The organism is Agromyces sp. NPDC058104 (assembly GCF_042884835.1).
Classification (GTDB): domain Bacteria; phylum Actinomycetota; class Actinomycetes; order Actinomycetales; family Microbacteriaceae; genus Agromyces.
In genome coordinates this window covers 943082-958758 of sequence record NZ_JBHVTD010000001.1, presented here as the reverse complement: position 1 = coordinate 958758, position 15677 = coordinate 943082, and the positions used below count along the sequence as shown (strand labels likewise).

Below are 15677 nucleotides of genomic sequence, written 5' to 3'. Positions count from 1 at the left end.
AGGCGGCACCGCGAGGGCTCACGCGACCTCGAAGGTCACCTCGTGGAGGCCCGTCGCGCCGTCGGGCACGACGCCCTGCTCGTCGGCCGTCTGCACCTCGCCGTCCGCACCGATCGCGCGCACGCGTGCGGTGTGGGCGCCCGGCGAGGCATCCCGCCATTCAGCGCGCCACTGCACCCACGTGTCGTCGGAGATCGCCATCGCCAGGGTCGCCGGCCGCCACTCGCCGCCGTCGAGCTGCACCTCGACGGCGGCGATGCCGACGTGCTGGTGCCAGGCGACGCCCGCGAGCACGGCGGTTCCGGCGGCGACGGACTGACCGCTGCGCGGCACGTCGATGCGCGACGAGAGCTTGATGGGGCCGCGGGCGCTCCAGCCGCGGTCGGTCCAGTACGCGTTGACGGCGTCGAAACGGGTGACCTCGAGCTCGACCACCCACTTCGTCGCCGAGACGTAGCCGTAGAGGCCCGGCACGACCATGCGCACCGGGAACCCGTGCTCGATCGGCAGGGGCTCGCCGTTCATGCCGACCGCGAGGATCGCCGCCCGGTCGTCCTGCAGCACCTCGAGCGGCGTCGACGCGGTGAACCCGTCGACGCTGCGCGAGAGCACCATGTCGGCCTCGGCGAGCGGGCGCGCCCGGGCGAGCAGCTCGCGAATCGGATGGCCCAGCCACACCGCGTTGCCGATGAGGCTGCCGCCCACCTCGTTCGAGACGCAGGCGAGCGTCGTGATGCTCTCGTCGAGGGGAAGGGCGAGCAGCTCGTCCCAGGTGAGCTCGACCTCGCGCTCGACCAGCCCGTGGATGCGCAGGCGCCACTCCGAGGGGTCGACGAGGGGCACCGCGAGGGCGGTGTCGATGCGGTAGAAGTCGCCGTTCGGCGTGATGACCGGCGTGAGCCCGTCGATGCCGAGCTCCGCGCCCGCGGGCACCGACGCGGTCGTCGCCGCGGCCGGGAGCCGGATCGCCTCGCGCACCGCCGAGAGCGCCCGGCCGCCGGCGCGCAGCGCCGACCCCGCGACGGCGGCGAGCACGCCGATCACGGCGGCTCCGCCCGCCCACGCGAGGAACCCGCGCCGCGTCGCGCCGTCGGATGCCGCTGCAGCCTCCTCGCCACTGCCGGGGTCCACGTCGGTCGTGGCGCGCGCCCCGACGGGCGTCTCGAGCCGGCGCAACCGCCCCACGAGCACCCGCAGCGCGACCACCGCCGCGATCCCGGCGACGAGCGAGGGCGCCACCGCGAGCATCGGCGCGTTCGCCCGCGTCGCCGCGGCCACCGCACCGGCCACCGCGAACAGGCCGAGCACGACCTGCCCCCACGGCGGGCGGCGGAGCTCGAGCACCCCCGCGGCACCGGCGGCCACGAGCAGCACCACGCCGATGCCGATGAGCAGCGCCGGCTTGTCGCCGGTGCCGAAGAGCGCGATCGCGGTGTCCTTCGCCCACGGCGGCGCGAGGTCGATGAGGGCTGCGCCGATCACGACGAACGGGCCCGACTCGGGCGCGATGACGGCGGCGGTCAGCTCGCCGAGCCCCGCGCCGAGGGCGGCCGCGCCCGCGCCGGCGGCGGCCGGGAGCACCCAGGTCCTGCGGGAGCGCGTCTCGCCCATGCGTTCAGCGTACGCGCGGGTGCTCGAAGAACGGCGCGTGCGGCTCAGTGCGCGCGCACGAACTCCGCGGTCGGGGCCGCGAGCCCCGCGCCGATCTCGGCGGCCGGGCGCTTCGCGCCCTTCACCTCGAAGGAGTGGTTGCCGCCCTCGAACCACTCGACGACGGCGTTCGGGCCGACCCGTGCGGCCACCTCGTCGAGCTGCTCGTTGGGGATCGCGAAGGGGTCGTTGCGCCCCTGCAGGAACAGCATCGGCACGGTGATGCCGGGCAGGTGCTCGTCGCGTGGCTTCTCGGGCTTGCCCGGCGCGTGCAGCGGATAGCCGAGGAACACGAGCCCCGTGACCTCCATGCCCTCGGCGACCGCCATCGACGCCATGCGCCCGCCGAACGACTTGCCCGCGGCCCAGATCGGCGCACTCGCGCGCCCTTCGTCCGCGGCACGGCTCATCGCGACCGCGACGACGTCGCGCCACGCGCCGATCGCGGCCGGCGGCCGGTCGGGGAACCTCCGCCCGGCCTCGCGGTAGGCGAAGTTGAAGCGCAGCGTCGCGAAACCGGCGTCGTTCAGCGCGCGCGTATAGCCCGACATGAACGGATGCTCCATGCCCGCGCCCGCCCCATGGGCGACGACGATCGTGGCCTCGGCCGGGCCCGAGCCGGCTGCGCGCCCCGCGATCGCCGAGACGGGCCCGCCGTCGAGTTCGACGGTGAGGCGCTCCTCGAGCTCGGTCAGCACCTCGCTCACGACCCGAACGCTTCGAAGATGCCGCCGACGCCCTCGACGACCGAGCCGGCGCCGTCGACGAGATCGCCGAGCGCGGAGGTGAGCTCGACCACGTTGCCGACCGCGTCGATCGCCGTCGCGACGTCGGCGGTCACCTCGACGAGGTCGCCGAGGGTGTCGACGTTCGTGTGCGCGAGGGTCTCGGCCTCGAGCTTCAGCTTGGCGATCCACTCGCGCTCGATACCGAACAGCACCGCGTACGGCAGCAGGCGCTCGTTGAGGTGGAACCGCGCGAGCGGTGCGGATGCCTCGCCCACGGCGTCGGCGAACGGAGCCGGCACCGAGGCGTCCGCCCGCAGCTCGGCGCCGCTCGGCGACTGCAGTGCCCGGAGGCGATCGGCCTCGGCGACCTCGAGGTATCGGCGCAGCCCCGCGAGGTGCTCGCGGATCGGCGTGGCCGCGGGCTGGAAGCGGCGCCACCAGGCCGGGGTGACGAAGATCGTCGCGATGGTCAGGGCGAGGGCGACGAGCGTCGCGACGAGCGCGGGCAGGTCGCCGCCGATCAGGGCGAAGACGATGAAGAGGCCCTCGACGAGCATGCCCAGGTACGCGAGCGAGGTCAGCGTCGTGCCGGGCCACGTCACCCGGCGCTCGGCGATGAGCCCGTCGCGGGCGAGTCCGTGCTCGGTGTTCAGGAGCAGGGTCTTCAGCCGGCCGGCCAGCGCGCGGCGGTCGGCCGAGAAGCGTCGCAGGCGCGTGCCCGTGTGCTCGGGGCCGAAGAGCGTCTCGAGCAGCGCGGTCTCGTCGGCCGTGAGCACGACGCCGTCGGTGAGCTCGACGCCGATCGGCTCGCGCGTGCCGGGTGCGCCCGCGATGAGCCGCACCTTGCGCTTCACGGCGAGGTCGATGAGCGCGGCCGACGGCGCACGTCGGTCGGCGTCGACGAGGAGGGCGTCGCGGAAGACCGTGGACCCTCGGGGGGCCGTGTACTGCACGACCCGCGCGTTCACCCGCTGCGCCGCGACGACGCGCGCGACGAGCCCCAGCACCAGGATGACGCTGGCCGGCACGATGGCGAAGAGGACGACGGCGGTGAGCACGCGCCCAGTCTAGGGATGTCGGGGCGAGCGGTGTCGGACTCGCCCGGGCGATGACCCCCGATGTCGGAGGGGCGGCGTACCTTGGCTGCCATGACGAACCAGACGCAGAGCGAAGCCCCCATCGAGGTGCTCGACGAGCCGTGCCCGCGCTGCGGCTCGGGGTCGGTGCGCGCGATCGTCTACGGCCCGCTCGACCTCGCGGTCGAGGCCGAGTCGGTCGATCCGTTCCTCTCCGACGACGCCCCGATCTTCGACTGCCGCGAGTGCGGCTTCGAGTGGGGGCTGGCCGTTCGCGACCTGCTCGCCTGAGTCGACGAGGTGCGCCTCACCACCCCTCGGTGAGCACCCGGTCGAGCATCTCGACGAAGAAGTCGGCCGAGGCGGCTTCGATGCAGAGCGGCGGCTTCGTCTTCAGCACGTTCTGGTGGTCGCCCGTCGGCTGCATGACCACCCCGAGCTCGAGCAGTCGGTCGCAGATCGCCCGCGTCTCCTCGGTCGCGGGTTCGAGCGTCTCGTGGTCGCGCACGAACTCGACGCCGAGGTAGAGGCCGAGCCCGTGCACCGCCCCGATGAGGGGGTGACGGCTCGCGAGCTCCTCGAGGTCCTGCTTCAGCTGTCGTCCGATCTCGGCGGCGTGGGCCTGCACCCCGTCGGCGGCATACGCGTCGAGCACCGCGAGTCCGGCGACCGACGAGGCCGGGCTGCCGCCCGTCGACGAGAAGAAGTACCCCTGGCTGCGGAACCTCGCGGCGATGTCGCGGGTCGTGATGACCGCGCCGAGCGGGTGTCCGTTGCCCATCGCCTTCGCCACCGCGATGACGTCGGGCACCACGCCCTGCTGCTCGAAGCCCCAGAACCAGTCGCCGAGCCGGCCGTACCCGGCCTGCACCTCGTCGGCGATCGCGAGCCCGCCGGCCTCGCGCACCGCGGCGTACACCTCGGCGAGGTAGCCGTCGGGCAGCGGGATGCCTCCGGCGTTGCCGTAGAACGTCTCGGCGATGAACGCGGCCGGCGGCCGGCCCGAGGCGGCGAGCTCGCGGATCCGCGCGGCGGCCTCGGGCGCGTAGCGCGAGGCATCCGCCGCTCGGTACCTGCCGCGGAAGGAGTTCGGCGCCTCGACCGCGTGCACCCAGTCGGGGCGGGTTTCGAGCGCGTTCGGGTTGTCGGCCGTCGAGGTCGACACCGCGTCGGACGCGTACGTCCACCCGTGGTACGCCTCGAGCACGCTCACCACGTCGCGTCGACCGGTCGCCGCGAGCGCCACGCGGATCGCGAGGTCGGTGGCCTCCGAGCCCGAGTTCACGAGGAACACCGTGTCGAGCGGCTCGGGCACGAGGCCCGCGAGGCGCTCGCTGAACTCGACGACGGCCTCGTAGTTGAACCGCGAGTTGGTGTTGAGCCGGCGCAGCTGGCGGTTCACCGCCGCGGCGACGCCGAGGTGGCCGTGCCCGAGCGGCGTGACGTTGTTCACCATGTCGAGGTAGACCCGCCCGCCGGTGTCGGCGAGGTGCTCGCGCCAGCCGCGCTCGATCTGCGGCGGGGCGTCGTAGTAGTGCTCCTGCACCTCGGCGAAGGCGGCGCTGCGGCGGTCGAGGAGCGCGTCCCGTCGGGCCGCGAGCGAGTCCCGACCCGCATCGGCGCCGGTGCTCGCCGTTTCGAGCTCCAGCATCGGCGCGGGGTCGAGGGTCACCGCGAGCCATCCCGCCGCGTACTCGGGGCGCACGAGGTGGGGCGCGCCGGCCCGGCCGAGGCGCGCCCTGATGCGCGTGCGCGCCGGCACGATCCAGATGCCGTCGGCGTCCTGCGCCGCGCCGCCGATCTCGAGATGCTCGGATGCCTCGAGCCGCTGCGGCTCGGCGTACCAGACGTCGACGCCGATCGGCACGGTCGCGGGCGAGACGGGGGAGAGCGTGCGGCTCGCCGTGAGCCGGGGCGCCCCGCGCGGCAGCCAGGCGGCCGGCGCCCCCGCGTCGAGCGCGTCGAGCGCGAGCTGCTCCTCGAGCGCCTCGCCGTCGAGCCAGGCGCCGCCGTCGATCGCGTCGGCGAACACCGAGACGTCGAGCCGCACCGGCCCGCGGGTGCCGGCCGTCGGTCGCGCCACTTCGACGACCTCCGCGCCACTGGAAGTGGCGCGGGCGGTGTGCAGGTGGTGCGGCGGCGAGGCATGGGTGTGGGGGACCGGCAGTTGCCCGAGCCCGAGCGCGTCGGCGATCACCGCGGTCATCACGTCGGCGGGCACCGAGCACGCCTGCTCGAAGATGCGCCACTCGCGGTCGAGCCCGGCCGCGGCGTACGCGTTCGCGCCGCCGTCGAGCTGCACCTGGTGCTCGCCGCTGACGACGAGCACGGCGCCGCGCAGCACGACGAGCGGCCACAGCGCGGCGACCTCGCCCGCCGAGAGCGGGCGCAGCTCGTGGAAGGCGCGCACCGCGGGAAGCACCGAGGCGGGCTCGGCGCCCGCGTGGTGCAGCACCGAGGAGATCGTGATGGCGAGCTCGGCGACCGCCCAGCTGCGCGTCACGTCGCCGAAGTCGATCATGCCGTCGGGCAGGCGTCGGCCGCCCTCGGCCCGGCACACGACGTTGTCGTCGGTGAGGTCGAGGTGCACCGCCTGCTGCGGGAGCTCGTCGGCGAGCCCGGCGACCGTCGCCCAGGCCGACTCGGCGGCCGCGACGAGCCGTTCGCGCCGCTCGGGGTCGGGATGGTGCGGGGCGAGGAGCGCGACGACGCGGTCGGCGAAGCGGGGGTCCCACTGCAGCACCCGCTCGAGGCCCGGGTGCTCGAGCCCGGCGAGGGCGAGGCTCGACTTCGCGGCGAGCTCGCCCAGGCGGGCGACGACCGTCGGTGCGAGGAAGGCGTCGCCCGTGAGGGTTCCGCCGTCGAGGAAGCTGAGGAGCCGCATCGCGAGCGGGCCCTCGCTCGTCTCGGCGACGACCGAGCGGGGGCCGGGGCGGCGGCCGGGGCCGGTGCCGGCGACGGTGCCGTCGCCGTCCGCGTTCGTCGTCGTGGCGATGCGCAGCTCGGGCCACGCGGCGGCGATGCGCTCGGCCGCGGCGTCCTGCGCGGCGAGCTCGGTCGCGGTGAACGCGGGGTTCGTGACCTTCACGACGCCGATCGGCCGAGACGCCTCGTCACGACTGCGGGCGACGAAGTTCTGGTCCTGCTGGCTGCCGAGCGGCTCGAGCTCGACCTCGAGGCCCCACTCGGCGGCGACGATCGCCGTCACCTCCGCCGCAGGCAGGTTCGGTGCGGGCAGCTCGCCGACGGCGAAGAAATCGAACCCCGGCGCGACTGTGCTCATGTCCGGAAGCGTACGCGAGGTGCCCGGCCGGCGGGGCCCGAGGGCGGCGCCGGCCGGGCGAGGCGCGGCCTAGGCCGCCGACCGCGTCCAGACGACGGCGGCGATGACGCGACGGTTCTCGTCGGCGCACTGCAGGAGCCCGAGCTTCACGAAGATCGATCGGACGTGCGACTCGACGGTTCGTTCCGACACGCACAGCGTCGTCGCGATCGCCGTGTTCGACGCGCCCGTGGCGAGGGCGCGCAGCACGGTCGTCTCGCCGGCGCTGAGAGCGGCGAGGTCGGGGACCCTGGCGTCGATCCAGTCGAATTCGGTCCGCTCGGGTCGGGGTTGGAGAAGCAGCCGCAATTTCGCCTCCTCATCAGACGCGGCGTTCCGAGACAAGGCACATCCGTCGGGGCGACGGGGTACGGGGAGCCGGCCTGTCACGGTGCTCGGGGTCAGTCTGCACCTCCGGTGGCACGGCGGTGAGCCCCAATCCGGGGGGAGGCCGGAAGAGGGCCGTCGGGAGCGGCCCGCGGCGCTGCCGGCCCGGCTACTCGTCGTCGAGCAGCTCGCCGCGGATGCGCCGCAGGTCCTCCATGAGCGAGCCGACGAGGATCCAGTGGCCCGAGCGGGGCGGGGCGATGACGAGCGGCGCGGTGAGCGCCGGCACCACCGAGGTCAGCGGCTCGGGCTCGGGCTCGATGTCGGCGAGGTGCACCGCGAGCCGCACGTCGTGGGCGGCTCTGCGCAGCTGCTCGGCGATCGCCTGCACCGTCGGCTCCTCGGAGAGGGCGTCGTCGTAGTGGTCGAAGAAGGCGCGCGTCATGCCGATCACCTGGGTCACGATCGGGCTCAGGCGCTCGATGAGCGTGCGCATATCGGCGAGATCGGTGCGGTGCGCCGAGCGCCTGGGGTTCAGGGTGAGCGACTCCTCGCCGGCGGCGATGGCCGCGTCCGCGGCATCCCGCATCGGCCGCATGAGGCGCGCCTCGAGCATGAGCTGCTGGAGCCGGGCGGGCGACTGCGGCGACTCGAGGGCGCTCGCGAGGCGGTCGAGGGATGCCGCGAGCTCGCCGCCGAGGAGTGCCAGGTCGCGCCGGGCGGGAGCGACGGCGACGGGCGGCACGATGAGCGTGTTGACGACGATGCCGATCAGCGCGCCGATGAGGGTCTCGAGCACCCGGTCGATGGCGTACTCGGGCGAGGAGGCGCCGAGCGCGAGCACGAGCATCGCACTGATCGCGACCTGGTTCGAGGTGCCGGGCGTCATCTTCAGCGCCCAGGCGACGAGCATCGCGACGACGATCGCGACGAGGATGATCGCGCTGTTCTGCCCGAAGGCGAGCGAGATGCCGGTGGCGATGAGCACGCCGAGGATAACGCCGATCGACCGCTCGATCGCCTTGCCGAACGACTGGTTGACGCTCGGCTGCACGACGAGCAGGGCGGCGATCGCCGCGAACACGGGCAGCTGCCCCGGGATCAACCAGCCGGCGACGAGCCAGGCCGAGATCGTCGCCACGGCCGCCTTCGCGACCTGCAGGATCGGCACCCGCTTCGTCGCCCGGAAGGTCGAGGTGATCCCCATGCGCTCCATTGTGGCCCGCTAGCGGGGAAGCGTGCGCGGGTCGTCCTCGCCGTGCTCGGGGATCTCGGGATCGTCGCCGCTCGCCAGCGGGTCGTGGTCGACGACCTCGTCGACGTCGTCGGTCGGCACGTTGTCGGACAGGGCGTTCTCGGCCGACAGCGCGCGGGTCGACGCGCGACGCGGCGACCCCGTGGCATCCGCGTGGAGCCCGAGTCGTCGGCGGAGGCCGCGCACCCAGGCCGGCGGGGCGGCGACGATGCCGCGCTCGAGCGGCTCCTCGACCTCGAGCCCGTAGTACTCGCCGATGTGGTCGATGAACTGCGCCCGCTCGGCCTTGGCGTAGGCGCGGCGCTCGCGGGTGAACGCGATGATCGTCGACCAGCAGATGAGCAGCATCACGACGCTGAACGGCAGGGCGATGATGATCGCCGCGGTCTGCAGGGCCTTCAGCCCGCCCGAGAGCAGCAGCGCGATCGCGAGCGCGGCCGTGATCGCGGTGAAGAAGGTGCGGATCCAGCGCTTCGGGTTCAGCTGGCCGCCGGTGGCGATCATGCCCATGACGAGCGCGCCCGAGTCGGCCGAGGTGACGAAGAAGATGCCGATGAGGAGGATCACGCCGATCGTGAGCGCCTGGGAGCCGGGGAAGTGCTGCAGCAACTGGAAGAGCGCCGCCTCGACGTTCACCGAGCCGTCGGACTGGGTGAGCGCGCCCGGTTCGGCCATCTCGATCGCGAGCGCGGAGCCGCCGAGCACGGCGAACCAGAGGATGCCGAGGAGGGTCGGCACGAGGATGACGCCCGTCACGAACTGGCGCACCGTGCGCCCCTTCGAGACCCGCGCGATGAAGATGCCGACGAACGGCGCCCACGAGATCCACCAGCCCCAGTAGAAGGAGGTCCAGCTCGCCTGCCACTCCTCGCCGGCCGCGCCCTGGAAGGCGCTCACGTTGAACGACAGGCCGATGAAGCCCTGCAGGTAGTTGCCGATCGACTGCACGAACTCGCGCAGCAGCAGCTCGGTCGAGCCGAACACGAGCAAGTACAGCACGAGCAGGCCCGCGAGCACGAGGTTCGCCGTCGAGAGCCATTTCATGCCCTTGGTCACGCCCGAGAGCACCGACATGAGCACGAACACCGAGATGACGAGGATGAGCACGACCTCGGTGACCTCGTTGGGTTCGAGGATGCCGGCGAAGTCGAGCCCGGCACTGATCTGCAGCACGCCGAGGCCGAGCGAGGTGGCGACGCCGAAGAGCGTGCCGACGAGGGCGATGACGTCGATCGCGTGTCCCCAGCCGCCCTCGACCCGCTTGCCGAGGATCGGCTCGAGCGTCCAGCGGATCGAGATCGGCCGGCGGCGGCGGTGGATCGCGTAGGCGAGGGCGAGCCCGATGACGACGTAGATCGACCACGCGTGCACGCCCCAGTGCAGGTAGGTCTGGCTGAGCGCCGCCTGCGCGAGCTGGGGCGGAGTGCCCTCGACGCCGGGCCTGGGGGAGACGTAGTGGCTGAGCGGTTCGCTGACGCCGTAGAAGACGAGGCCGATGCCCATGCCCGCGGCGAACAGCAGCGAGAACCAGGCGAGCAGCGAGAACTCGGGCTCGTCGTCGTCGCGGCCGAGCCGGATGTCGCCGAAGCGGCTGAAGCCGACGAAGAGGCTGAACGCGACGAAGAACGCGGCGATGAGCACGTAGTACCAGTTGAAGGCGTTGACGATGCCCGCCTGGATCGCGCCGAACATCGTCTCGGCAGCCTCGGGGGCGATGAGGGCGAAGGCGACGAAGGCGGCGATGACGATCGCGGCGGGCCAGAAGACCCAGCGCTGCACCGGTGGGAGCGTCTTGCGCTTCGCGGGGATGATCGGACGGTCGTTCGGTTCGCCGCTCATGCGCCCACGCTATCGAGGATGCCGGAGGTCCGTGCCAAGATCGCGGTGTGGCCGACCGACTGATGCTCCTCGACACCGCCTCGCTGTACTTCCGCGCCTTCTACGGCGTGCCCGACTCGCTGAAGCGCGCCGACGGCACACCCGTCAACGCGGTGCGGGGCCTGCTCGACATGGTCGCGAAGCTCGTCACCGAGTTCGAGCCCACCGAGCTCGTCGCCTGCTGGGACGACGACTGGCGCCCGGGGTGGCGAGTCGCCCTCATCCCGAGCTACAAGGGGCACCGGGTCGAGCGGGCGGTGCCCGGCGGCGTCGACGTCGAGGAGACCCCGCCAGGGCTCGTGCGTCAGATCCCCCTCATCCGCGAGGTGCTCGGCCTGCTCGGCGTGCCGATCGTGGGCGCGCCCGAGCATGAGGCCGACGACGTGATCGGCACCCTCGCGACCGGTGCGGGCCGGCCCGTCGACGTCGTCACGGGCGACCGCGACCTCTTCCAGCTCGTCGACGACGAGGCATCCGTCCGCGTGGTCTACACGGCGCGCGGCATGTCGAAGCTCGAGCTCGTGACCGACGCCGTCGTGGTCGGCAAGTACGGGGTGCTGCCGCAGCAGTACGCCGACTTCGCCGCGCTGCGCGGCGACTCCTCCGACGGGCTGCCGGGCGTCGCGGGCGTCGGCGAGAAGACGGCGTCCGGGCTGATCCAGCAGTTCGTCGACCTCGACGGCATCATCGAGGCGGCATCGGATGCCTCGGCGCCGATGTCGGCCGGCGTGCGCGCGAAGCTCGCTGCGGCCGCCGACTACCTCGCCGTCGCGCCGCGGGTCGTCGAGGTCGTGCGCGACCTCGAGCTCCCCGAGGTCGATGCGCACCTGCACCCGGTGACGGGCGGGCGCCGGGCCGTGCTCGAGGGGCTCGTCGACGAGTGGAACCTCGGCGGCTCGGTCGCACGCGTGCTCGCGGCGCTCGACGCCACGCCGCCGGTCTGACCCCGCGCTACGCGGCGAGCCCGAGTGCCGACGCCGTCACCCCGACCGGCCGCTGCTCGGGCGCGAGCCAGTACGCCGGGGCCGGCAGCTCGATGCCGCTCGAGGCGAGCCAGATGACGACGAAGGCGTAGGCGGCGACGAGCACGGCGAGTCCGCCGAGCACCCAGGCCGTGCGCACCGCCCAGGAGGGCCTGACGCCCGCGCTGCGGTAGCGCGGCAGCGCCATCGCGGCGACCCAGATCGCCGTGCAGCCGAAGCCGGCGATCCAGACCGTGCGCAGCGCGTCGCCCTCGAGCGGCGCGATGAGGGCCATGACGAGCGCGCCGACGCCGAGCAGCAGGCCGGTGTACGCGAACATGCGGGCGAACCCGAGGCCGCCGAGGTCGTCGTCGCTGTTCCACCACGGCTGCGTCGGGTCGCTCATGCTCCGATCGTAGGTCGGCCGTCCCGGCCGGGCGAGTGACGCCGACGGGGCAGCTGCGGCGGCGTCACATCCTTGACACCCGTTCGAGGGCCACTCTACGTTGGGATACGTAATACGTCATTCGACATATCTACTGGGAGTCAGATCAATGAAGATATCCATCCCCGCCCGCGTCACCGGCATCGCCGGCGTGCTCGCGCTCGCGGCGACCGGTGTCGTCTGCACGGCCGCTCCGGCCGCAGCCGCACCGAAGGGCGAGCTCGTCGTCGTCGTGGCACCGAACGGCAAGTCCGGAGCGCCCGACGGCGACATCGTCGTGAAGTCGATCCACGCCGCCCAGAAGGTGGTGCAGAACAAGGCCAAGCAGCAGGACGTGCGCGTCGTGCTCGACGGCGGCACCTACGAACTTGAGGCACCGCTGCGCTTCGGCCCGAAGGACGCCGGGGCGAACGGCCACACCGTGACGTGGACGAGCGCCGACGACGAGCAGGCCGTCCTCTCGGGCGGCCGGCAGGTCACCGGCTGGAGCCTGCACGACGCCGAGCAGAACATCTGGGTCGCCGATGTCGCCCCCGGCACCGAGTCGCGTCAGCTCTACGTCGACGGGCAGCCGGCCGAGAAGACCAAGCTGCTGCTCGGCGCCGACAAGAAGGACCGCGCGCACCTCGCCTGGACCGAGCAGGGCCTCACCCTCGGCGACGACCGCTTCGGCGACCTCTCGGCGCTCGGCAACCAGTCCGATCTCGAGATCGTCAGCCTCGGGTCCTTCACCGACCGCATCTCGCCCGTCGAGTCGATCGTCGGCGACGACATCAACATGGTGCAGCCCGCCTGGGAGAACAACAACTTCGGCTACGACACGCTGAAGTCGCCCTACAACCGCGGCGCGCTCTACCTCGTGAACGCCTACGAGTTCTTCTCGAACGCCGACGAGTGGTACCTCGACTCGCCCGCGGGCAAGGTCTACTACAAGGCCGAGGCGGGCGCCACGATGGACGGCGTCGACGTGCGGCTGCCCGAGCTCGAGACGCTCGTCGAGGTCGGTGGCACCTACGAGGCCCCCGTGACGGGCCTCTCGTTCGAGAACCTCGAGTTCGCGCACACCACGTGGCTGCGGCCGAGCTCGGACCAGGGCTACGCCGACCAGCAGTCGGGCGCGCACGTCGTCGGGAAGTACTCGCCGCCCGCGGACTACCTGACGAGCTGCCAGGACGGCTGCCCCGAGTTCGAGGAGACGCGCGACGAGTGGTGGCAGATCCCCGCGGCCGTACAGGTCTCGGCGGCGAACCACGTCACCTTCGAGGGCAACCGCTTCGACCAGCTCGGATCGGTCGGCCTCGGCATCGGCATGGACCCGAACGCGCACGAGACCGGCGTCGGCTACGGCGCGAGCGACATCCACGTGCTCGGCAACGAGTTCGCCGACCTCGGCGGCTCGGGCATCGTCGTCGGCGGCGTGCAGCCCGACGCGCATCACCCGAGCGACGAGCGCATGACCGTGCGCGACATCACGATCGTCGACAACACCATCACGCGGGTCGGCCAGAGCTACCGCGACAGCGCCGGCATCCTGTCGACGTACGTCACGCGCGCCGAGATCTCGCACAACACGCTGACGGACCTGCCGTACGACGGCATCGACATCGGCTGGGGCTGGGGCATCAACGACCCGGGCGGCAATGAGTACTACACGCAGGCCGGCCGCTACGAGATCCAGCCCCGGTACGAGACGCCGACCACGTTCCGCGACAACCACGTGGCGTACAACCTCATCTACGACACGAAGAACGAGATGCACGACGGCGGCAGCATCTACACCCTGTCGGCGAGCCCGGGCACGGTCATCGAGCGCAACTACATCTACGACAGCCGTGAGACCTTCGGCATGCTCATCGACCAGGGATCGCGGTACATCGAGGTGCGTGAGAACGTCATCCTCGACTCGAGCCGGTACATCTACGTGAACGCCGACACGAAGGGGCCCGAGATCTTCAACACCCTCGACCTCCAGTTCACGGGCAACTGGTGGACGGGCGGCAACGAGCGTTACGTGCGCTTCCCCGAGTACCGCACCTTCTGGACCGACGAGGTCGAGCTGAACGGGGTGCCGCGCGAGGAGTGGCCCGCCGAGGCGCAGCAGGTGATGGCGGAGGCCGGCGCGCGCCGCTGACCTCCCGCACGACGACGGCCCCGGCAGCGAGCGCTGCCGGGGCCGTTTCCGCGTTCGACCGCTCCTAGCGGCCGAGCCAGCCGCCGTCGACGGGCAGCACGACGCCCGAGACGTAGTCGGAGGCGGGGCTCGCGAGGAACACGGCGGCGCCGCCGAGGTCGGCCGGGCGGCCCCAACGGGCGGCGGGGATCCGCTCGAGGATGCTGCGCGAGCGGTCGGGGTCGTCCTGCAGCGCCTGCGTGTTGTCGGTCGCGATGTAGCCGGGGGCGATGGCGTTCACGTTCACGCCCCGCGACGCCCACTCGTTCGCGAGCGCCTTCGTCAGCCCCGAGACGCCCGACTTCGCGGCGGCGTAGCCGGGCACGTTGATGCCGCCCTGGAAGCTGAGCAGCGAGGCCGTGAAGATCACCTTGCCCCGGCCGCGTTCGAGCATGCCGCGGCCGACGGCCTGCGTGAGCTGGAACTGGCTCGTGAGGTCGACCTGCAGCACCTCCGTCCACCAGTCGATCGGATGCTCCGCGGCGGGCGCGCGGCGGATGGTGCCGGCGTTGTTCACGAGGATGTCGGGGGCGAGCGCGGCGAGCTCGTCGCCCAGGCGGTCGACGGCGGCGGGGTCGGCGAAGTCGGCGGCGAGGCCCCGGAAGTCGCGGCCGTGCGCGCGAACGCGCGCGCCGATCTCGCCGCCGTCGGGCTCGAGGCTCGAGGAGACGCCGACGATGTCGGCTCCCGCCTCGGCGAGCGCCTCGGCGATGCCGAAGCCGATGCCGCGGCGGGCTCCGGTGACGACGGCGAGGCGGCCGCTCAGATCGAACGCGCTCATGCCGCCGCCCCCGCCTCGTCGACGGCGACGAGCACCTTCATGGCGCCACCCGACTCGAGGGCGTCGAACGCCTCGCCGATGCGGTCGAGCGGCACGACGTGCGAGACGAGCTCGTCGACGGGGATGTCGCCGTCGGCGATGAGGTTGATCGCGGTCTCGTAGTCGGGCCGCTGGTACACGCGGGCGCCGAGGATCGTGAGCTCGCGCCAGAACACGCGGTGCAGGTCGATCGGGCGCGGCTCGGGGTGGATGGCGACGATGACGAGGGTGCCGCGCACCTTCGCATACCCGGTCGCGCCGAGCACGGCGGCCGCGGCTCCCGAGACCTCGAAGACGACGTCGGCGCCGGCGCCGCCCGTCCACTCGTCGAGGTGCGTCGTGGTCGCGGTATCGCGGGGGTCGAGGGCCGCGAGACCGAGCGTCTCGGCGGCTGCCCGGCGGCCGGGGTCGACTTCGAGGAGGACCACGTCGCCGCCGAAGCGGCGGGCGGCGGTCGCGATGAGTACGCCGATGGGACCGCCGCCGATGACGACGGCGCGGTCGCCTGCGGCGAGGCCCGAGCGCCGCACGTCGTGCACCGCGACGGCGACCGGCTCGACGAGGGCGGCGTCGCGCAGCGACATGCCGTCGGGCAGGGCGACGAGCAGCTCGGCCGGCACGTTCCAGAGTTCCTGGAGGGCCCCGGCGCTGTCGACGCCGACGAAGCTCAGGTTCTGGCAGATGTGGGTGTTGCCCGCGAGGCAGGCGGGGCAGGTGCCGTCCCAGTCGAGCGGCATGACGGTGACCGACTGGCCGACGGTCCAGCCCTCGACGCCCTCGCCGATCGACTCGATCGTGCCGCTCATCTCGTGGCCGATGATCGCCTCGTCGGGCACGCGGGCGTCCATCGCGCCGTGCTTGATGTGGAGGTCGGTGCCGCAGATGCCGACGTAGGACACGCGGATCCGCACGTCTCCGGGCGCCGGCGCGGTCGTGGTGTCGTCGCGGACCTCGAATCGTCCGTCACGGAGGTATCGGGCTGATCGCATCATTGCTCCCTCGATTGGTCATACATCACATCAACATGATCGCACGGATTGCGAT

At 72.6% G+C, this 15677-nt stretch carries 13 protein-coding genes; 3 read left to right on the top strand and 10 right to left on the bottom strand.

Annotated elements, in window-relative coordinates; translation table 11 throughout:
- Window positions 1–18 precede the first annotated feature (18 nt).
- The 3 genes from ACFVTH_RS04575 to ACFVTH_RS04565 are packed head-to-tail and all read right to left on the bottom strand — an operon-like array spanning window position 19 to window position 3436.
- Window positions 19–1611 carry a molybdopterin-dependent oxidoreductase gene (locus tag ACFVTH_RS04575; protein WP_387087162.1) on the bottom strand — a complete coding sequence of 531 codons (1593 nt, stop codon included), beginning with the start codon at window positions 1609–1611 and terminating at the stop codon, window positions 19–21.
- 44 nt (window positions 1612–1655) lie between these two features.
- Window positions 1656–2345, bottom strand: a complete 690-nt coding sequence (locus ACFVTH_RS04570; RefSeq protein WP_387088726.1) for an alpha/beta family hydrolase — start codon at window positions 2343–2345, stop codon at window positions 1656–1658.
- Between the two features lie 8 nt (window positions 2346–2353).
- A complete protein-coding gene (locus tag ACFVTH_RS04565; protein WP_387087160.1) occupies window positions 2354–3436 on the bottom strand; it encodes a hypothetical protein in 1083 nt (360 codons plus the stop codon).
- A 90-nt stretch (window positions 3437–3526) separates the two neighbouring features.
- On the opposite strand from ACFVTH_RS04565, the gene ACFVTH_RS04560 reads away from it, so the two are divergent.
- The gene (locus tag ACFVTH_RS04560) at window positions 3527–3745 is read left to right on the top strand and encodes a hypothetical protein (protein ID WP_387087158.1); all 219 of its coding nucleotides are present in this window, start codon (window positions 3527–3529) and stop codon (window positions 3743–3745) included.
- A gap of 16 nt (window positions 3746–3761) precedes the next feature.
- Here ACFVTH_RS04560 and ACFVTH_RS04555 read toward each other — a convergent pair whose 3' ends face one another.
- From ACFVTH_RS04555 to ACFVTH_RS04540, 4 genes are all read right to left on the bottom strand, one after another.
- Window positions 3762–6737 carry an aminotransferase class III-fold pyridoxal phosphate-dependent enzyme gene (locus ACFVTH_RS04555; protein ID WP_387087156.1) on the bottom strand — a complete coding sequence of 992 codons (2976 nt, stop codon included), beginning with the start codon at window positions 6735–6737 and terminating at the stop codon, window positions 3762–3764.
- A gap of 69 nt (window positions 6738–6806) precedes the next feature.
- Window positions 6807–7085, bottom strand: a complete 279-nt coding sequence (locus ACFVTH_RS04550) for a response regulator transcription factor (RefSeq protein WP_386942377.1) — start codon at window positions 7083–7085, stop codon at window positions 6807–6809.
- A 187-nt stretch (window positions 7086–7272) separates the two neighbouring features.
- A complete protein-coding gene (locus ACFVTH_RS04545; RefSeq protein WP_387087154.1) occupies window positions 7273–8310 on the bottom strand; it encodes an aromatic acid exporter family protein in 1038 nt (345 codons plus the stop codon).
- A gap of 18 nt (window positions 8311–8328) precedes the next feature.
- The gene (locus ACFVTH_RS04540) at window positions 8329–10197 is read right to left on the bottom strand and encodes a BCCT family transporter (protein ID WP_387087152.1); all 1869 of its coding nucleotides are present in this window, start codon (window positions 10195–10197) and stop codon (window positions 8329–8331) included.
- 62 nt (window positions 10198–10259) lie between these two features.
- On the opposite strand from ACFVTH_RS04540, the gene ACFVTH_RS04535 reads away from it, so the two are divergent.
- Window positions 10260–11180, top strand: a complete 921-nt coding sequence (locus ACFVTH_RS04535; protein WP_387088723.1) for a 5'-3' exonuclease H3TH domain-containing protein — start codon at window positions 10260–10262, stop codon at window positions 11178–11180.
- 7 nt (window positions 11181–11187) lie between these two features.
- On the opposite strand, the gene ACFVTH_RS04530 is transcribed toward ACFVTH_RS04535, so the two are convergent.
- Window positions 11188–11604, bottom strand: coding sequence for a hypothetical protein (locus ACFVTH_RS04530; protein ID WP_387087150.1), 417 nt, complete (start codon window positions 11602–11604; stop codon window positions 11188–11190).
- Window positions 11605–11752: 148 nt separating this feature from the next.
- Between ACFVTH_RS04530 and ACFVTH_RS04525 the strand changes: the two genes are divergently transcribed.
- A complete protein-coding gene (locus ACFVTH_RS04525; protein ID WP_387087148.1) occupies window positions 11753–13774 on the top strand; it encodes a right-handed parallel beta-helix repeat-containing protein in 2022 nt (673 codons plus the stop codon).
- A gap of 64 nt (window positions 13775–13838) precedes the next feature.
- On the opposite strand, the gene ACFVTH_RS04520 is transcribed toward ACFVTH_RS04525, so the two are convergent.
- Window positions 13839–14594 (bottom strand): SDR family oxidoreductase, encoded by a 756-nt coding sequence (locus ACFVTH_RS04520; protein ID WP_387087146.1) that lies wholly within the window; start codon window positions 14592–14594, stop codon window positions 13839–13841.
- Window positions 14591–15622 (bottom strand): zinc-binding dehydrogenase, encoded by a 1032-nt coding sequence (locus tag ACFVTH_RS04515; RefSeq protein ID WP_387087144.1) that lies wholly within the window; start codon window positions 15620–15622, stop codon window positions 14591–14593. Before ACFVTH_RS04515 ends, ACFVTH_RS04520 begins: the two co-directional genes overlap by 4 nt.
- Between the last annotated feature and the right edge of the window lie 55 nt (window positions 15623–15677).

What these genes read in the sequence shown, in the direction of transcription:
- ACFVTH_RS04540 (WP_387087152.1), bottom strand. Translation starts at nt 10,197, where the DNA reads ATGAGCGGCGAACCGAACGACCGTCCGATCATCCCCGCGAAGCGCAAG.
- ACFVTH_RS04535 (WP_387088723.1), top strand. Translation starts at nt 10,260, where the DNA reads ATGCTCCTCGACACCGCCTCGCTGTACTTCCGCGCCTTCTACGGCGTG.
- ACFVTH_RS04515 (WP_387087144.1), bottom strand. Translation starts at nt 15,622, where the DNA reads ATGCGATCAGCCCGATACCTCCGTGACGGACGATTCGAGGTCCGCGAC.
- ACFVTH_RS04525 (WP_387087148.1), top strand. Translation starts at nt 11,753, where the DNA reads ATGAAGATATCCATCCCCGCCCGCGTCACCGGCATCGCCGGCGTGCTC.
- ACFVTH_RS04530 (WP_387087150.1), bottom strand. Translation starts at nt 11,604, where the DNA reads ATGAGCGACCCGACGCAGCCGTGGTGGAACAGCGACGACGACCTCGGC.
- ACFVTH_RS04545 (WP_387087154.1), bottom strand. Translation starts at nt 8,310, where the DNA reads ATGGGGATCACCTCGACCTTCCGGGCGACGAAGCGGGTGCCGATCCTG.
- ACFVTH_RS04555 (WP_387087156.1), bottom strand. Translation starts at nt 6,737, where the DNA reads ATGAGCACAGTCGCGCCGGGGTTCGATTTCTTCGCCGTCGGCGAGCTG.
- ACFVTH_RS04520 (WP_387087146.1), bottom strand. Translation starts at nt 14,594, where the DNA reads ATGAGCGCGTTCGATCTGAGCGGCCGCCTCGCCGTCGTCACCGGAGCC.
- ACFVTH_RS04560 (WP_387087158.1), top strand. Translation starts at nt 3,527, where the DNA reads ATGACGAACCAGACGCAGAGCGAAGCCCCCATCGAGGTGCTCGACGAG.
- ACFVTH_RS04575 (WP_387087162.1), bottom strand. Translation starts at nt 1,611, where the DNA reads ATGGGCGAGACGCGCTCCCGCAGGACCTGGGTGCTCCCGGCCGCCGCC.